Annotated in this window: 11 protein-coding genes; 2 read left to right on the forward strand and 9 right to left on the reverse strand. The window is 58.1% G+C overall.

Features of this window, described 5'->3' with window-relative positions; genetic code table 11:
* Positions 1–55: 55 nt before the first annotated feature.
* Positions 56–2,110 (reverse strand): ABC transporter substrate-binding protein, encoded by a 2,055-nt coding sequence (locus tag ACXAGD_RS22200; RefSeq protein ID WP_475214157.1) that lies wholly within the window; start codon positions 2,108–2,110, stop codon positions 56–58.
* 85 nt (positions 2,111–2,195) lie between these two features.
* The gene (locus ACXAGD_RS22205; protein ID WP_475214159.1) at positions 2,196–3,104 is read right to left on the reverse strand and encodes a LysR substrate-binding domain-containing protein; all 909 of its coding nucleotides are present in this window, start codon (positions 3,102–3,104) and stop codon (positions 2,196–2,198) included.
* A gap of 176 nt (positions 3,105–3,280) precedes the next feature.
* Here ACXAGD_RS22205 and ACXAGD_RS22210 point away from each other — a divergent pair, with 176 nt between their 5' ends.
* Positions 3,281–3,619 (forward strand): hypothetical protein, encoded by a 339-nt coding sequence (locus ACXAGD_RS22210; protein WP_475214161.1) that lies wholly within the window; start codon positions 3,281–3,283, stop codon positions 3,617–3,619.
* The gene (locus ACXAGD_RS22215) at positions 3,612–4,838 is read left to right on the forward strand and encodes an HlyD family secretion protein (protein ID WP_475214162.1); all 1,227 of its coding nucleotides are present in this window, start codon (positions 3,612–3,614) and stop codon (positions 4,836–4,838) included. Before ACXAGD_RS22210 ends, ACXAGD_RS22215 begins: the two co-directional genes overlap by 8 nt.
* A gap of 63 nt (positions 4,839–4,901) precedes the next feature.
* On the opposite strand, the gene ACXAGD_RS22220 is transcribed toward ACXAGD_RS22215, so the two are convergent.
* The 7 genes from ACXAGD_RS22220 to ACXAGD_RS22250 all read right to left on the reverse strand — a co-directional run bounded on the left by ACXAGD_RS22220 (position 4,902) and on the right by ACXAGD_RS22250 (position 12,412).
* Positions 4,902–7,688 carry a bifunctional aconitate hydratase 2/2-methylisocitrate dehydratase gene (locus ACXAGD_RS22220; RefSeq protein ID WP_475214163.1) on the reverse strand — a complete coding sequence of 929 codons (2,787 nt, stop codon included), beginning with the start codon at positions 7,686–7,688 and terminating at the stop codon, positions 4,902–4,904.
* Between the two features lie 140 nt (positions 7,689–7,828).
* Positions 7,829–9,370: a polyamine aminopropyltransferase gene (locus ACXAGD_RS22225; protein WP_475214164.1), complete on the reverse strand. Its 1,542-nt coding sequence runs from the start codon at positions 9,368–9,370 to the stop codon at positions 7,829–7,831.
* Positions 9,367–9,591, reverse strand: a complete 225-nt coding sequence (locus tag ACXAGD_RS22230) for a DUF350 domain-containing protein (RefSeq protein ID WP_475214165.1) — start codon at positions 9,589–9,591, stop codon at positions 9,367–9,369. Before ACXAGD_RS22230 ends, ACXAGD_RS22225 begins: the two co-directional genes overlap by 4 nt.
* 10 nt (positions 9,592–9,601) lie before the next feature.
* Positions 9,602–9,766 (reverse strand): hypothetical protein, encoded by a 165-nt coding sequence (locus ACXAGD_RS22235; protein WP_475214166.1) that lies wholly within the window; start codon positions 9,764–9,766, stop codon positions 9,602–9,604.
* A 1-nt stretch (position 9,767) separates the two neighbouring features.
* Positions 9,768–11,069: a DUF4178 domain-containing protein gene (locus ACXAGD_RS22240; RefSeq protein ID WP_475214167.1), complete on the reverse strand. Its 1,302-nt coding sequence runs from the start codon at positions 11,067–11,069 to the stop codon at positions 9,768–9,770.
* On the reverse strand, positions 11,066–11,680 hold the full coding sequence (locus ACXAGD_RS22245; RefSeq protein WP_475214168.1) for a DUF4178 domain-containing protein: 615 nt from the start codon (positions 11,678–11,680) through the stop codon (positions 11,066–11,068). Before ACXAGD_RS22245 ends, ACXAGD_RS22240 begins: the two co-directional genes overlap by 4 nt.
* A gap of 48 nt (positions 11,681–11,728) precedes the next feature.
* On the reverse strand, positions 11,729–12,412 hold the full coding sequence (locus ACXAGD_RS22250) for a DnaA N-terminal domain-containing protein (protein ID WP_475214169.1): 684 nt from the start codon (positions 12,410–12,412) through the stop codon (positions 11,729–11,731).
* Positions 12,413–12,880 lie beyond the last annotated feature (468 nt).

Below are 12,880 nucleotides of genomic sequence, written 5' to 3' on the forward strand. Positions count from 1 at the left end.
ATGCCGGAGCGCAGGTGGGCTGCGCTCCGGTGAATTGTTCAGACTGTGGTCTGAGTTACTGCTCCAACCACCACTGCGAGGGGCGGTACGGATAGGTCCAGTAGAAGTCGTAGGTTTTCGACTTGATCGGCTTCACGTTCTGCAGGTCGTTGCGATGCAGGAACGGTGAGACGATGTCGCCGACAGTCCCGATTTTCAGCATGTTGTCGGTGTGGATCTGAACGATCTCTGCGCCCAACTCGTTGCTTGCATCGGTGCCCATTTCCACCTGGATGAACTTCTCACTGAGATCCCAGAGCTTTTTGATGTCTTCCGGTGGCTCGATGCCTTCGGCGCCACCGGTGGTTTTCCACGCGGCCCAGTCAAAGCCAGTGCCGGGGTTGAAGACATCGCCAAACGGCGGGATGAAGACGGTGACGTCCTGGCTGATGGTCGGACCGGCGTTGCCGTCATATTTCCAAGTGGTCACTTCCAGATCGTTGTTGTTGCCCGATGCGCGATACTCGTCCGAGGTGACCTCTTTCAGATCGACGCGGACACCCACGGCGCTCCAGTAGTCACGCACCAGTTCCTGCATCTTCACCGGCACACCCTGCGACGAGTAAACCAGACGGATCACCAGCGGCTTGCCGTCGGGGCGTTCCAGCGTGCCGTCGCCATCCGCATCTGTCAGGCCCATTTCGGCCAGCAGCGCCATGGCACCTTCGGGATCATAACCGATGTCGCGGTTCAGAACCTCGTCCGTTACGAAGGACACGGTTTTGGGTTCCGCAGGCACACCCTGCATTGGAGTACCCTGCCCCAGATAGACGATCTCGTTGATCTCGTCGCGGTTCATCGCCTTCGACATGGCGCGGTTAAAGCGGATGTCGTTGAAGATTTCGCGCAGAACCGGATCCTGATGGGTGCGGTTGAACGAGTAGAAGACGTTCTCGCCAAAGGTCGGGGCAAAGTTGATGGTGTAGCCACCCTTGCCTTCGTTTTCCTTCAGCAGCGGGAAGTCTTCCAGGAAGACAGCCTGCTGTTTCCAGACTACATCGCCGTTCATGATCTTGAGGTTCTGGACCTCTTTGTCGCCCACATAGGTCTCAACGATTTCGTTGATATAGGGCAGCTGATTGCCGGCGGTGTCGATTTGGTGGAAATAGGGGTTCGCCACCAGTTTGCGGCCTTCGGCGTTTTCGTCAACCACGATGTAGCTTTCCAGCGTCGGAACAACCGCACGGCCGATCTTGGCGGCTTTATCGGCGTCTTTCAGCAGCGGGCTGGGAACGTCTTTCCAGTCCGAACCACCATAATAGAAATCAACAGCGGCCGCGGCGTTTTCAAAGCCGTATTCTTGCGCCAACGCTTCGGCATTTTCGTTGTACTTGGGCATAAACTGGCCCAGGAAGTGCTTCGGCTGGAACGGCTGGCCGTAATCCACGGCAAAGCGGTTCAGAATGCCCGGGGTCGGCACCGGGAAGGTGAACTTGACGGTGGTGGCGTCAACCGCCTCGACTTGTGCCTTTTCGCCAGCGAACAGCCAGCGGTTGGGGGCCTGATCGTAAACATCGGTGTTGTAGATGACGTCGTTCATCCAGAATTCGACGTCAGAAGCGGTGAAGGGCTCGCCATCCGACCACTTGTGACCTTCGCGCAGAACGATGGTCAGCTGGGTGTAGTCGTCATTCCAGGACCAGGCTTTTGCGATGTTCGGAACCACGGTCTGCAGGTCGTCAGCATAGCGCACGAAGTTGACGTGGCGAACCGACAGCAGGTCCGATGTGCCCGATTCCGTACCCTTGGACAGGCCGGTGATGACACCGCCATACTGGCCAACCGTGTCATAGGGCATGACCACCAGCGGCTCGGCCGGCAGACGCTCGGCAACAGGGGCCAGTTCGGCGTTGCCCAGAATGCGGCCGTTCAGCTCGGCGATTGCGGGGTTTTCGGCGAAGTTCAATTCACACGAGGCCGCGTCCTGCAGTTCAGCTAGTTCCAGCTGCTGCGGGTGAACGGGGCTAAGGCCCATGGGGTCCGCAACGGTGGCAGCGGGGCAATTGGCCAACACCGGTGTGCCCAATGCAGCCAGAGCGGTAAACGAGAGCAGTGAGGTACGAAGTTTCATAACCATCCCAACATATTTGTGACGTCGGGTGTGCTAGGCTCCGAAGTTAACAAATTTATGATAGTCAGGTTGATATAGAAAAACGCTATGACGCGTTTGGCGACACAAAAGCTTCACATTCGTGCATTTCCTCGGTGATCTTAAAGAAACTGGATACGGCAGCAGTCTGGCGCATTGCGGGCAGACAGGCCAAAAAATGTCCTACTATTAAGTTCTTGTCCTCAATAGGCACAAAGCGGATACCGGGTTCACCGTCGCATTCCTGCGCCGCGGCCACCCCCACACCGACCCCCGAATCCACAAGCGTCCGAATGGATCCCCAAGACCCGAGGCCCAGAATTGTTGTCAGTTTCGCCCCTCGCAGCCGTGCCGCAGAATCGAAAATCCGTCTTGTCGAGGATGTCGGTTCACGTTGAATCAGCTTCAGCGGCTCGACATCCTGCCAGCTTACAGCTTCGGCAGCGGCCAACGGGTGATCTTCGGGCACGATCAAGCCGATCCGCGTCTCGGATATCTTTACTCCGGCCAGATCGGGCGGCAGTTCCTTTGCGGTAAACAACCCGACGTCGAATTCACCGGAATACAGCAACGGCAACAGGTCATGCGTGGCCAAAGCACGGGCGGTCACATCAACTGCCGGATATTCACGGACGAACTCGGAAATCAGCGGGATCGCGATCTGAAAGGTCGAATAGCCGATATGAAAACTACCCGAATGCAGGTCGCGCTCGGACGTCAGAACCGTATCAATACTGTCGCGCAACGCGATGAGCGCCTTGATGTCACCGCGTATCTTGTTCAGCAGCGGAGTCGAGGTGATCGCCGAACCCGACCGGTCCAACAACCGGCACTGGTACTGCTGTTCCAGCGAATAGACCAGATTGGACACCGTTGGCTGCGACACGCCCAGTTCTTTTGCAGCCAGCGTGAAACTGCCTTGCCGGACAACGGCTTCGAGGGCCTGCAATTGCTTGAGGCTCATTTTCGATTTCATGCGTCCACCCGTTTTCCTCGCGACTTGCCGTCACCATAGACAAAAAGCGCGCGTGATCCATGGCGCATGGTGCGGCCCGTTGCTTTTGATCAAACGCCCTGACTGCCACCAACATTGATTTTTTTGAATATAACCGCGTATCCTTTCCCTAGATCATTTGAAAAACGGGGGTTTGCATGGACAGCTCTCTTTCCGATGAGGCGCGGGCACGGCTGCCCTTCTGGGTCACGCCGCCGGGAGAGACGGATGGCTTTCTAATCGTTGTTGGCATCCTGCTCGTAGCTGTTTTGTTAGGGTTCGGGGCGCTCTATTTCACCATTCAGGCCATTCCCGACCGGATGGCCGCTGGGGCGCACAAAGTACAGATGCAACTGGTGGGGGTTTTGGGGCTGATCTCGTTGTTCACTCTGAACAACGCGTTCTGGATCGCAGCCATTCTGATTGCCGCCGTGCCGCTACACGAAATCTTCCCTTTGCAGGGTGAGGCCGGACAGTCGGAGCAAACCGATGCTTGAACTGATCTTCTCGGCCCTGATCACGATTGTCCCCGATTACCTCTATCGCCGGTATGGGCAGGGCAAGCGGTGGGGCCATGAAATCACCCTGTTCAACATCTGGTACGAGCTGCGCTGGGGCCTGACCGCCTGTGCCATTCTGGCCGTGACCCTGATCACCGTCATTTTCTACTTCCACCCATCTACCCGCAACGTATCCGCCGTCTTTCGTACCGTGACCATCCTGTCGGATCGGGGCGGCCGTGTGGCCGAGGTCTATGTCACCAACAACGAAGCCGTCACTGCGGGTCAGGCCATCTTTCGACTGGACACCACCCGGCAAGAGGCTGCAGCCGAAACCGCCCGCCGCCGGATCGAAGAAGTTGACGCCGCCCTTGGGGTAATCGTCGCGGATATTGCCGCCGCGCAGGCACAGCTAGATGCGGCCGAGGCCAATTTTCGTCAGGCCACTGATGATCTGGAACGCCGGCGGTCGCTGGCCGAACGCAATGAAGCAACCGTCAGTGAACAAGAGCTTGAACGGTTGCAAACCGCCGTCTCACGCGCCGATGGCCAGCGTGCCGCCGCGATAGCCGCGCTTGACGGGATCAAACTGCGCCAGAACACCTTGCTGCCAGCCCAACGCGACAGCGCCCGCGCCCTTCTGGCCGAAGCCAAGGCCGAAATCGACAAATCCACCGTCTTTGCCGAGGTTGACGGGACGGTGACTCAGTTCCTTCTGAAACCCGGCGACATTGTGAACCCGATCTTGCGGCCTGCGGGCATTCTGGTGCCGGATGTCACCGGGCAAGGGCGTTTCGTCGCCGCGTTTGGTCAGATATCGATCAGTGTCCTCAAACCGGGCATGCTGGTCGAGATCACCTGCGCGGCGAAACCGCTGGTGATTATTCCAATGGTGGTTGATGAGGTACAAGGCGCCATCGCTGCCGGTCAGTTCCGTCCCGGTGATGCGCTGCTGGACCCGCAGGACCGTGCCCGCCCCGGTAGCGTGACAGCTTTTCTTGCGCCAATTTTCCCGGACCACCTTGATCACATCCCACCCGGCAGCGCCTGCGTCGGCGTCGCCTATACCAGCCGCGCGCAGGAAATCGAGTCCGGAGAGATCACTGGATTTTCAGCCTTTGTGGCTCGGATCGTGGATGGGATGGGGATCGCAAACGCAATTGTTCTGAGGGCACAAGCCATCCTGCTGCCGGTCAAGGCGCTGGTCTTTACCTGATAGGCGGCTTAAAGGCGCGCTGGAAAAAACAGGCCGGTTCAGATTGAACCGGCCTGAAAATTCTTAGAAGTGCGCCGACTTGGTGTTTTCCGGCACAACCGGCGGGGCGAACTTGGTCAGGTCGATGCCTTCGACCGCCGCCTTGTACTCTTCCATCTTCGGCGTCCGGCCCAGGATCGCCGACAGCACGACAACCGGGGTCGAGGCCAGCAGGCTTTCGCCTTTCTTGTCCGGCGCATCTGCCACGACGCGGCCTTGGAACAGGCGGGTCGAGGTGGCCAGAACCGTATCCCCTTTTTCGGCTTTCTCCTGGTTGCCCATACAGAGGTTACAGCCGGGGCGCTCAAGGTAGAGGATGTTCTCGTACTCGGTGCGTGCCTTTTCTTTCGGGAACAGGTCGTCAAACTCGAAGCCCGAGTATTTCTCGAGCACTTCCCAATCGCCCTCTTCCTTCAACTCATCAATGATGTTGTAGGTCGGTGCCGCAACCACCAGCGGAGCCTTGAACTCGACCTTGCCGGTTTCCTTTTCCAGATTCTTCAGCATCTGCGCAACGATCTTGATGTCGCCCTTATGCACCATGCACGAGCCGACAAAACCCAGATCCACCTTCTTTTCTGCATTGTAGAACGAAATCGGGCGGATCGTGTCGTGGGTATAGCGTTTGGAGACGTCGGCATTGTTGACATCCGGGTCGGCGATCATCGGCTCGACGATCTGATCCAGATCGACAACAACTTCGGCGAAGTATTTCGCGTTGTCATCGGGACGCAGAGCAGGGTTTTCGCCTGACTTGATCTCGGCAATGCGGGCATCCGCGATGTTGATCAGCTTTTGCAGCATGCCATTTTCATGCTCCATGCCCTTGTCGATCATGATTTGGATGCGCGACTTTGCCAGTTCCAGAGAGCCGATCAGGGTGTCATCATTCGAGATACAGACCGAGGCCTTGGCCTTCATCTCGGCGGTCCAGTCGGTGAAGGTAAAGGCCTGGTCCGCCAGCAGCGTGCCGATATGCACTTCGATCACGCGGCCCTGGAACACGTTGTCACCATGCTGTTCCAGCATCTGCGCTTGCGTCGCGTGGACCACGTCGCGGAAGTCCATGTGCTCGGCCATCTGGCCCTTGAAGGTCACCTTGACCGATTCCGGGATCGGCATCGAGGCTTCCCCGGTGGCCAGCGCCAGCGCCACGGTGCCCGAGTCCGCCCCGAAGGCCACGCCTTTGGACATACGGGTGTGGCTGTCACCGCCGATGATAACCGACCAGTCATCCACGGTGATGTCGTTCAGCACTTTGTGGATAACGTCGGTCATCGCGTGATAGACGCCTTTCGGGTCACGACCGGTGACCAGACCGAAATCATTCATGAACTTCATCAGACGCGGCGTGTTGGCCTGCGCTTTGAGATCCCAGACCGACGCGGTGTGACAGCCCGACTGATAGGCGCCATCAACGCTGGGCGCTACGACGGTCGCCGCCATCGCCTCAAGTTCCTGCATGGTCATCAGTCCGGTGGTGTCCTGCGAGCCAACGATGTTGACCTTTACCCGCACGTCCGAACCGGCATGCAGGGTCTTGCCCGGCGTTGTGCCGACAGCGTTCTTGTTAAAGATCTTCTCAACCGCGGTCAGGCCTTGGCCTTCGTGGCTGATTTCTTTCGACGGAGCGAAGACCAGCGGGGCTTCGACACCCAGAGTTTCGGCCGCGAATGTCTGCAGCTTCTTGCCGAAGACGATGGCGTAAGACCCGCCCGCCTTCATGAACTCAACCTTCTGCGGCGTGAACGACGCAGATACGTCGACCAGTTCTTCGCCTTCTTCGCTCAGCAGCTTGTGGGTTTTGGAGTTGATCTTCAGAACCGTGCCGGTTGCGACCGAATAGGCCTCTTCTAGGATCGGGTTGCCGTCATTATTCAGGATTGCATTGCCGTCTTCGTCGACCTTCTTGACCCAGTTCTTCAGGTCAATGCCGATACCGCCGGTCACGCCCACGGTGGTCAGAAAGATCGGCGAGATGCCATTGGTGCCCGCCACAACCGGCGCAATGTTGACGAAAGGCACATAGGGGCTGGCCTGTTTGCCGGTCCACAGCGCCACATTGTTCACGCCGGACATCCGCGACGAGCCCACACCCATGGTGCCCTTTTCAGCGATCAGCATCACGCGCTTGCCGGGGTGCTGGAGTTTCAGCGCTTCGATTTCTTGCTGCGCTTTTTCAGTGATAAAGCACTGGCCGTGCAGTTCCCGGTCAGCGCGCGAGTGCGCCTGATTACCCGGAGACAGCAGGTCGGTCGAGATGTCGCCCTCGGCGGCAACATAAGTGACAACCTCGATCTCTTCGTCGACCTCGGGCAGCTTGGTGAAGAACTCGGCCTTGGCATAGCTTTCCAGAATGTCCTTGGCCACCGCATTTCCAGCCTCGAGGGCGGCCTTCAACCGATCGGTGTCAGCGTCATACAAGAAGACCTGCGATTTCAACACCTCGGCGGCCTGACCGGCAATCGCGGCGTCATCCCCCAGCGCCAGATCCAGCAGAACCTCGACCGAGGGGCCACCTTTCATATGCGACAGCAATTCGAACGCGAACGGAACCGAGATTTCCTCGACCACGGCCTCGCCCAGAATGATCTCTTTCAGGAACTTCGCCTTTTCACCCGCAGCGCTGGTTGTGCCTGGCAGCGTGTTATAGATGAAAAAGTTCAGCGACTCCGCCCGGTGCTCGTTGCCGGCATCCTTGATCTGGTCGACAATCTCTTTGACAAGGGCACCATCATCAATGGGCTTGGGCTGCAGCCCTTGTTCCTTACGGGTTTCGATTTCGCTGAGGTAGTCTGTGTAAAGGCTCATGGCTGATCCGGCTGTTTGCTAATTTTGACGCTATCTGCCGGATTCGCGGCTCTCTGACCATACCCGGCTCTCATTTGTATGCGGCGGTATACCATTCCGTGGCAAATATCAAGGGACCATCTGCGCAGCTTGGCCGCGGATCAGCGAAACCAGTAGTCCCAGCCGTCCAGATAGTAGCCGGTTAGAACATGGGTCTGCAGAGTATTAGGTTCGACCGCGACCCGATCCATGTCCGCGCCGAACACCTGCGCCGCCTGCCAGACATCACCGGTCAGGTAGGTCAGCCCCTCCGGCAAGTCCAAATCCCGACCCGGCAGCGGTTCGGGAGAAGCCAGCACGAATCCCCACTCACCGAAACTGGGCACATAGCTGTGATAGGGCAAAGTATGCAGCCCCTGCCCCGGCCGTTGCGGATTGCGGCTGCTGTTCAGCGTTTCGACGACAGACCAAAAGGCTTCACGCGCAAAGAACGGCGATCCCGCCTGTGTGACCAACAGCCCCTGCCCGCTAAGGCGCTCGACAGCCAGCCCATAGAATTGCCGTGTGTAAAGCCGCGACAGCGCGATGGATTTCGGGTCCGGCAGATCGATGAGGATCACGTCGTAAACCTGGTCGTCCGCTTCCAGGAATTTCCACGCATCCTTGTTGATGACGGTAACGCGCGGATCGGCTAAGGCCCCGTCATTCAGGTCTGACAGCTCAGGATGGTCGCGGAACACCTGCGTGACACGCGGGTCCAGGTCGACCAACGTCACGCTTTCGACGCCCTCATACCTCAGCACCTCGCGCACGGCCATGCCGTCGCCACCGCCCAGCACCAGAATATCCGCCCGCCGCGGCGCCAGCGCCATGGCCGGATGCACCAGCGGTTCGTGATAGCGGTGTTCGTCCAGCGTATCGAACTGGATCGAGTGATTCAGGAACAGCCGTATCCGGTCGCGATAGCGCGTCACTGTGATCTGCTGATAAGGCGTCGCCTCGGACAGGATCACGTCATCCTCAAACAGCTCAGCCTCGGTGACCGAAACCAGTTTCTCGGAATGCCACAACGCCACCATGGTCGCGGCAAAGGCCAGCACCCAGACAGCAACCTGCAACCGGCTGGCCCAGTGTCGGAACAGAAACAACGACAGCCCCGCCACCGCCAGGTTCAACCCGCCAAAGGCCAGACTGGCAGACATCAGCCCCAGATGCGGGATCACCAGCAAGGGAAACGCCAGCGAGGCCACTAGCGCGCCCACGTAATCCACGCTCAGAACGTTTTCGAACCGGAATTTCAGCGCACCGATCTCTTCCAGAACCCGCGCGATCAGTGGGATCTCCATCCCCGACAGAACGCCTATGGTGATCAGCGCCGTGTAAAGCGGCGTCGCCACATGCCCCATCCACGCGTAGTTCAGAAACAGCGCCGGGGCCATGAAACCACCGACGATCCCAAGCAATATCTGCGCCCATACAAAACCGGAAAACGCGTGGGTGACAAAGCGCGACAGCCACGCCCCCAGCCCCATCGCCGACAGGAATATCCCAATCACCAGCGAGAACTGACGCACCGAGTCCCCCAGCAGATAGCTGGAGAGCGTGGCCGCGATCAGCTCATAGATCAGCCCGGCAACAGCGACCAAAAAGGTCGCGGCCAGCAGCCACGCGGCGCGGGCCTCAACCGCGCGGGCCGGAGTCATGACAGGATGACAGCGGCGATGATGATGGCGACCGAGACGAACAGCAAACCGATCAGGATCGACAACGCCACGTTCTGGTCATGCTCAATCTCACGCACGATGGAAAACGGGGTCAGCCAGTCGATTACCTTCCACACCACCCACATCAGCGCGACGCCAAGGAAAGTGTAAAAAATTGTGCTGATGACCTCGGCAATCTGAATGGCTGCAAAATATTCCATGATGTCCCCGTTATTTCACGCGATTTGATCTATAATAGCCGCCGCCGCCGCTGCCGACGCGGACCGATTTGTCCAGGCCACTGCTTTCGCCGCCGTAGCCGTAGTAAGTTACATATCCCGTAGCCCCCACGGCCGCGGTCGAAATCAGTAGGAAAATGATCCGGAAAGGTGTCACTTTAGTCCTCGTCTACCCAATCGGTTCCGGACCAGCGCGCCCGTCGATGCAGCCATTTACGCCCGAACTGAAACAGGAACAACGCCCCGAAGACCGCACCCAGATACGCCATCCATTTGCCGGTGAACAATCCGGACCGGACATCAAGCCTGATCCGCGACACGGGCTGATCCGGCACACGATCAACCCCTCGGCCCTGCCACAATCCCTGATCGGCCACCGACATGACGAGCGTGTGGATTCCACTGACTTCCGGGCGAAAGCGAAACTGGGTCCGCGGCGTCCCTTCGCGCCAACGGCCTTCAGAGTCTCGGCCGGAGTAGAATTCGATGGTGCGGCCGGTCTCGAACACCGGTTGACCGTTCGGGTCCAGCATCTCCATCTCAAGATAGGCCCAACTGTTGTGCACATCCCCAATCAAATTGATCGAAACCAGCCTGTTGTCAGCCTCAAGCGGGATTGAAACCTCCGCCGGCACGTCGCTTACACCAACAACATGGTTAAGCAGCACGTTTCGCCCGCCATGTTGGAAAAGCACCAAAGCCGTTACCAGACAAAAGACGGCGAACGCGAACGAGCTCCACAGCAGGAACCAGAAGTTCCGCCCCGCCACAAAAGGTTGCAACGGATGGACACGATAGGGCTTGAGGTCCAGCGGGATGCCAAAGGCTGCTTCGGCTTCGGCCTTGGTGACGTAGATCGAACGATAGGCCTCGCGCTCGCCGCCCGTTTGCGAAAACCCCATCATGGCGGTGTCGGACATGGCCGAGATGGTCACGGTCCGCTGGCCGAATTTCGGGCTCCAGGTAAATTCGCCTTCGACATAGGTGATCGAACTGTGCGTCGTCTCATAATAGACATACGTGCCCTGACTGGTCCGCACGGAAGGCCGGGTTTCCGCCGTCTCAACCCAGTGCTCGGACATCCAACCGCCGCCCCGGTAGCGCCGCGTAAACACCAGGTGGTCGTTCTCAAGCGTCAACCACGCATAACCATGGGTCGGCGAATAAAGCTGATGATCGATCCAGGTGAAGGTGCGCCCCGCCCAACGTTCGGTGTGTTGGATCAGACCTATGATGACAAACTCGACATCATACAGCCTGCAGCGCATGCCGATCGACAGCGGTGTGTACGGTCTCTTCAATCCGGCGAACTTTCGCAGAACCTTATAATTGTTCTGCGCGTCCAACTCTGATCCGCAAAATTCGCAGATTTTGACTACTACCCGTCCACCGCCCAATACGTCCAGTCCGGCGCCGCAGGAGGTGCAGTTGATGGATATAAGCTCGGGCGTTCGCGTCATGTTTGTTTTAGCACCTTTACGCCGAACGGGTCGCGCCATCGCCCCTCGTACCACGAGACGCCATCGCCCCAGAACTCACCCGACAGCAGCCGGTACCCATCGGCCGCGGCATTCACGAAGCGATAGGTCTCACCCACCTGTAATTCCTCGTCAAACTGGCCGCGCAGCGCGATGCATTCGGCCTGTTCCACTTCGGTGACGGTATAGGTGGTGTCTTCAAAGGTCAGCGTCTCGCCGGGTTTGAACGGTGGCTGGGCCTTTGGCATCTGGTCTGTCGGGATACGGCTCTGTTCAACCACGTCACCTTCGTCCACCGAAATCCACGAGGACAAACCTTTTTGCGAGATCCCACAGTATTCGTCCCAGAACCCCCGGCCGTACGAATAGCGCGCATGGCCAAGGATCTGCAGGGTCTTGCCCCCGAGTTCGACAGTGTCACCGACCACGAACAATTGCGGCGCCTCATGCATCACGCCCTGCTCCCCGGCCAACTCAATGTGGTCGCCCTTCAGAAACAGGGTCGTACCGCACGACTGACAAGTTACCAGCTTGGCGGTCTTCAGGATGATCGGGCATGAAGACCCGCAGTTTGGGCAATTGAAATCCTGCATGGCTTCAGGTCGCGTATAGAGGTGAAAATATCAAGCTGTGATTGAACCCTACTCCGCAGTTTCCACGCGGACGTTGCGCACGTTCGGGTCAACGCGGCTATAAGCGGCCAGCAACCGTCCGGTCCATTTCTGCGCGATGTAATCCGCCATGAACCGCGACGGGGCCATCAGCGTGACCACGCCCCCTGCCCTGCCGGCTTCGGTCAGGTGTTGGAACCAGCTGGCCCAAAGTTCGGGATCTCGGCCATGCAGAATGGCCTGAACCTGTGTCCAGACATCCCCAGCCGAACCATCCGGAGGCGCTGGCTTGGCTGTGAAAGGCACGACATTGGTTTCAGCTTCCGGTTCATCCGACATTCGGGCCAGGAAATCCGATCCGATTGTGGGCCAAATTTCGGACGTGTCGATCATCACCTGCTTCAGGTCTAGTTCATAAACCGCGACCCGTCCGCGCGCCGCAGGGCGCTTGACGGTAATCCACCCCATTGTCCGCAGCTTGGCCATCTCGCGTTTGACGGTGCGTTCGTTCACCGACCACAGACGGGCGATTTCTTCGCGGCCGATCGACAGCTCATTGTTGCGCCAGTTATAGCGGGTAGTGATTAGGGCAATGATGCGAAGAATGCTGCGCTGCCGGTGCTTGTCACCGGACAGAGCGTGCACGGTTAGTGCGGACAGAATATCATACTTTAAGGCGGGCGCATTTCGCCCGACCGGTTTCGCAACCTGCATTCCTGTTCTCACTGCTCTGTCTGCCTCGGACGGTTTATACCGCCAGTCCAGCGCCGTTTTCCAACGCTTTTCGTCTTGATGCCCTGATTAGCGTCCAATCCCGCGATTCTGTCAAGCGGAGTCTGATTTGTGGCTGAAGGCGGACCAAACCCAATTCAATAATCTAAAAGAAAATCGGTGAAGTATTGGTGATGGGGGACATCCTGAGTGACCCCTTATTGTTCTATTTTGTCCCCCTAAATGGGGTAGTTCCGACTCTGGTGACCCCCTAAATCCAGCCTCAGAGCCTGTGATCTTGTCTTCTGTCGAATCATCTGGTTTCCGAATCGGTCAGCGCCCGCGAACCCCTTGATTTCTTACCCGTGGGTAAGATCGTAGTTTCATCATATTTCCTTTTGCTTAAAGTGCAAATCAAGCGTAAATAGGAAACATATATAAAATAGCGTCCCAAACGATGAGACCTGAGGC

This window comes from Ruegeria sp. ABF4_144 (assembly GCF_056160045.1).

Bases quoted from the DNA above. Each gene is read 5' to 3' on its own strand.
- ACXAGD_RS22215 (WP_475214162.1), top strand. From the start codon at position 3,612: ATGCTTGAACTGATCTTCTCGGCCCTGATCACGATTGTCCCCGATTAC.
- ACXAGD_RS22240 (WP_475214167.1), bottom strand. From the start codon at position 11,069: ATGACGCGAACGCCCGAGCTTATATCCATCAACTGCACCTCCTGCGGC.
- ACXAGD_RS22250 (WP_475214169.1), bottom strand. From the start codon at position 12,412: ATGCAGGTTGCGAAACCGGTCGGGCGAAATGCGCCCGCCTTAAAGTAT.
- ACXAGD_RS22230 (WP_475214165.1), bottom strand. From the start codon at position 9,591: ATGGAATATTTTGCAGCCATTCAGATTGCCGAGGTCATCAGCACAATT.
- ACXAGD_RS22220 (WP_475214163.1), bottom strand. From the start codon at position 7,688: ATGAGCCTTTACACAGACTACCTCAGCGAAATCGAAACCCGTAAGGAA.
- ACXAGD_RS22205 (WP_475214159.1), bottom strand. From the start codon at position 3,104: ATGAAATCGAAAATGAGCCTCAAGCAATTGCAGGCCCTCGAAGCCGTT.
- ACXAGD_RS22245 (WP_475214168.1), bottom strand. From the start codon at position 11,680: ATGCAGGATTTCAATTGCCCAAACTGCGGGTCTTCATGCCCGATCATC.
- ACXAGD_RS22210 (WP_475214161.1), top strand. From the start codon at position 3,281: ATGGACAGCTCTCTTTCCGATGAGGCGCGGGCACGGCTGCCCTTCTGG.
- ACXAGD_RS22200 (WP_475214157.1), bottom strand. From the start codon at position 2,110: ATGAAACTTCGTACCTCACTGCTCTCGTTTACCGCTCTGGCTGCATTG.
- ACXAGD_RS22225 (WP_475214164.1), bottom strand. From the start codon at position 9,370: ATGACTCCGGCCCGCGCGGTTGAGGCCCGCGCCGCGTGGCTGCTGGCC.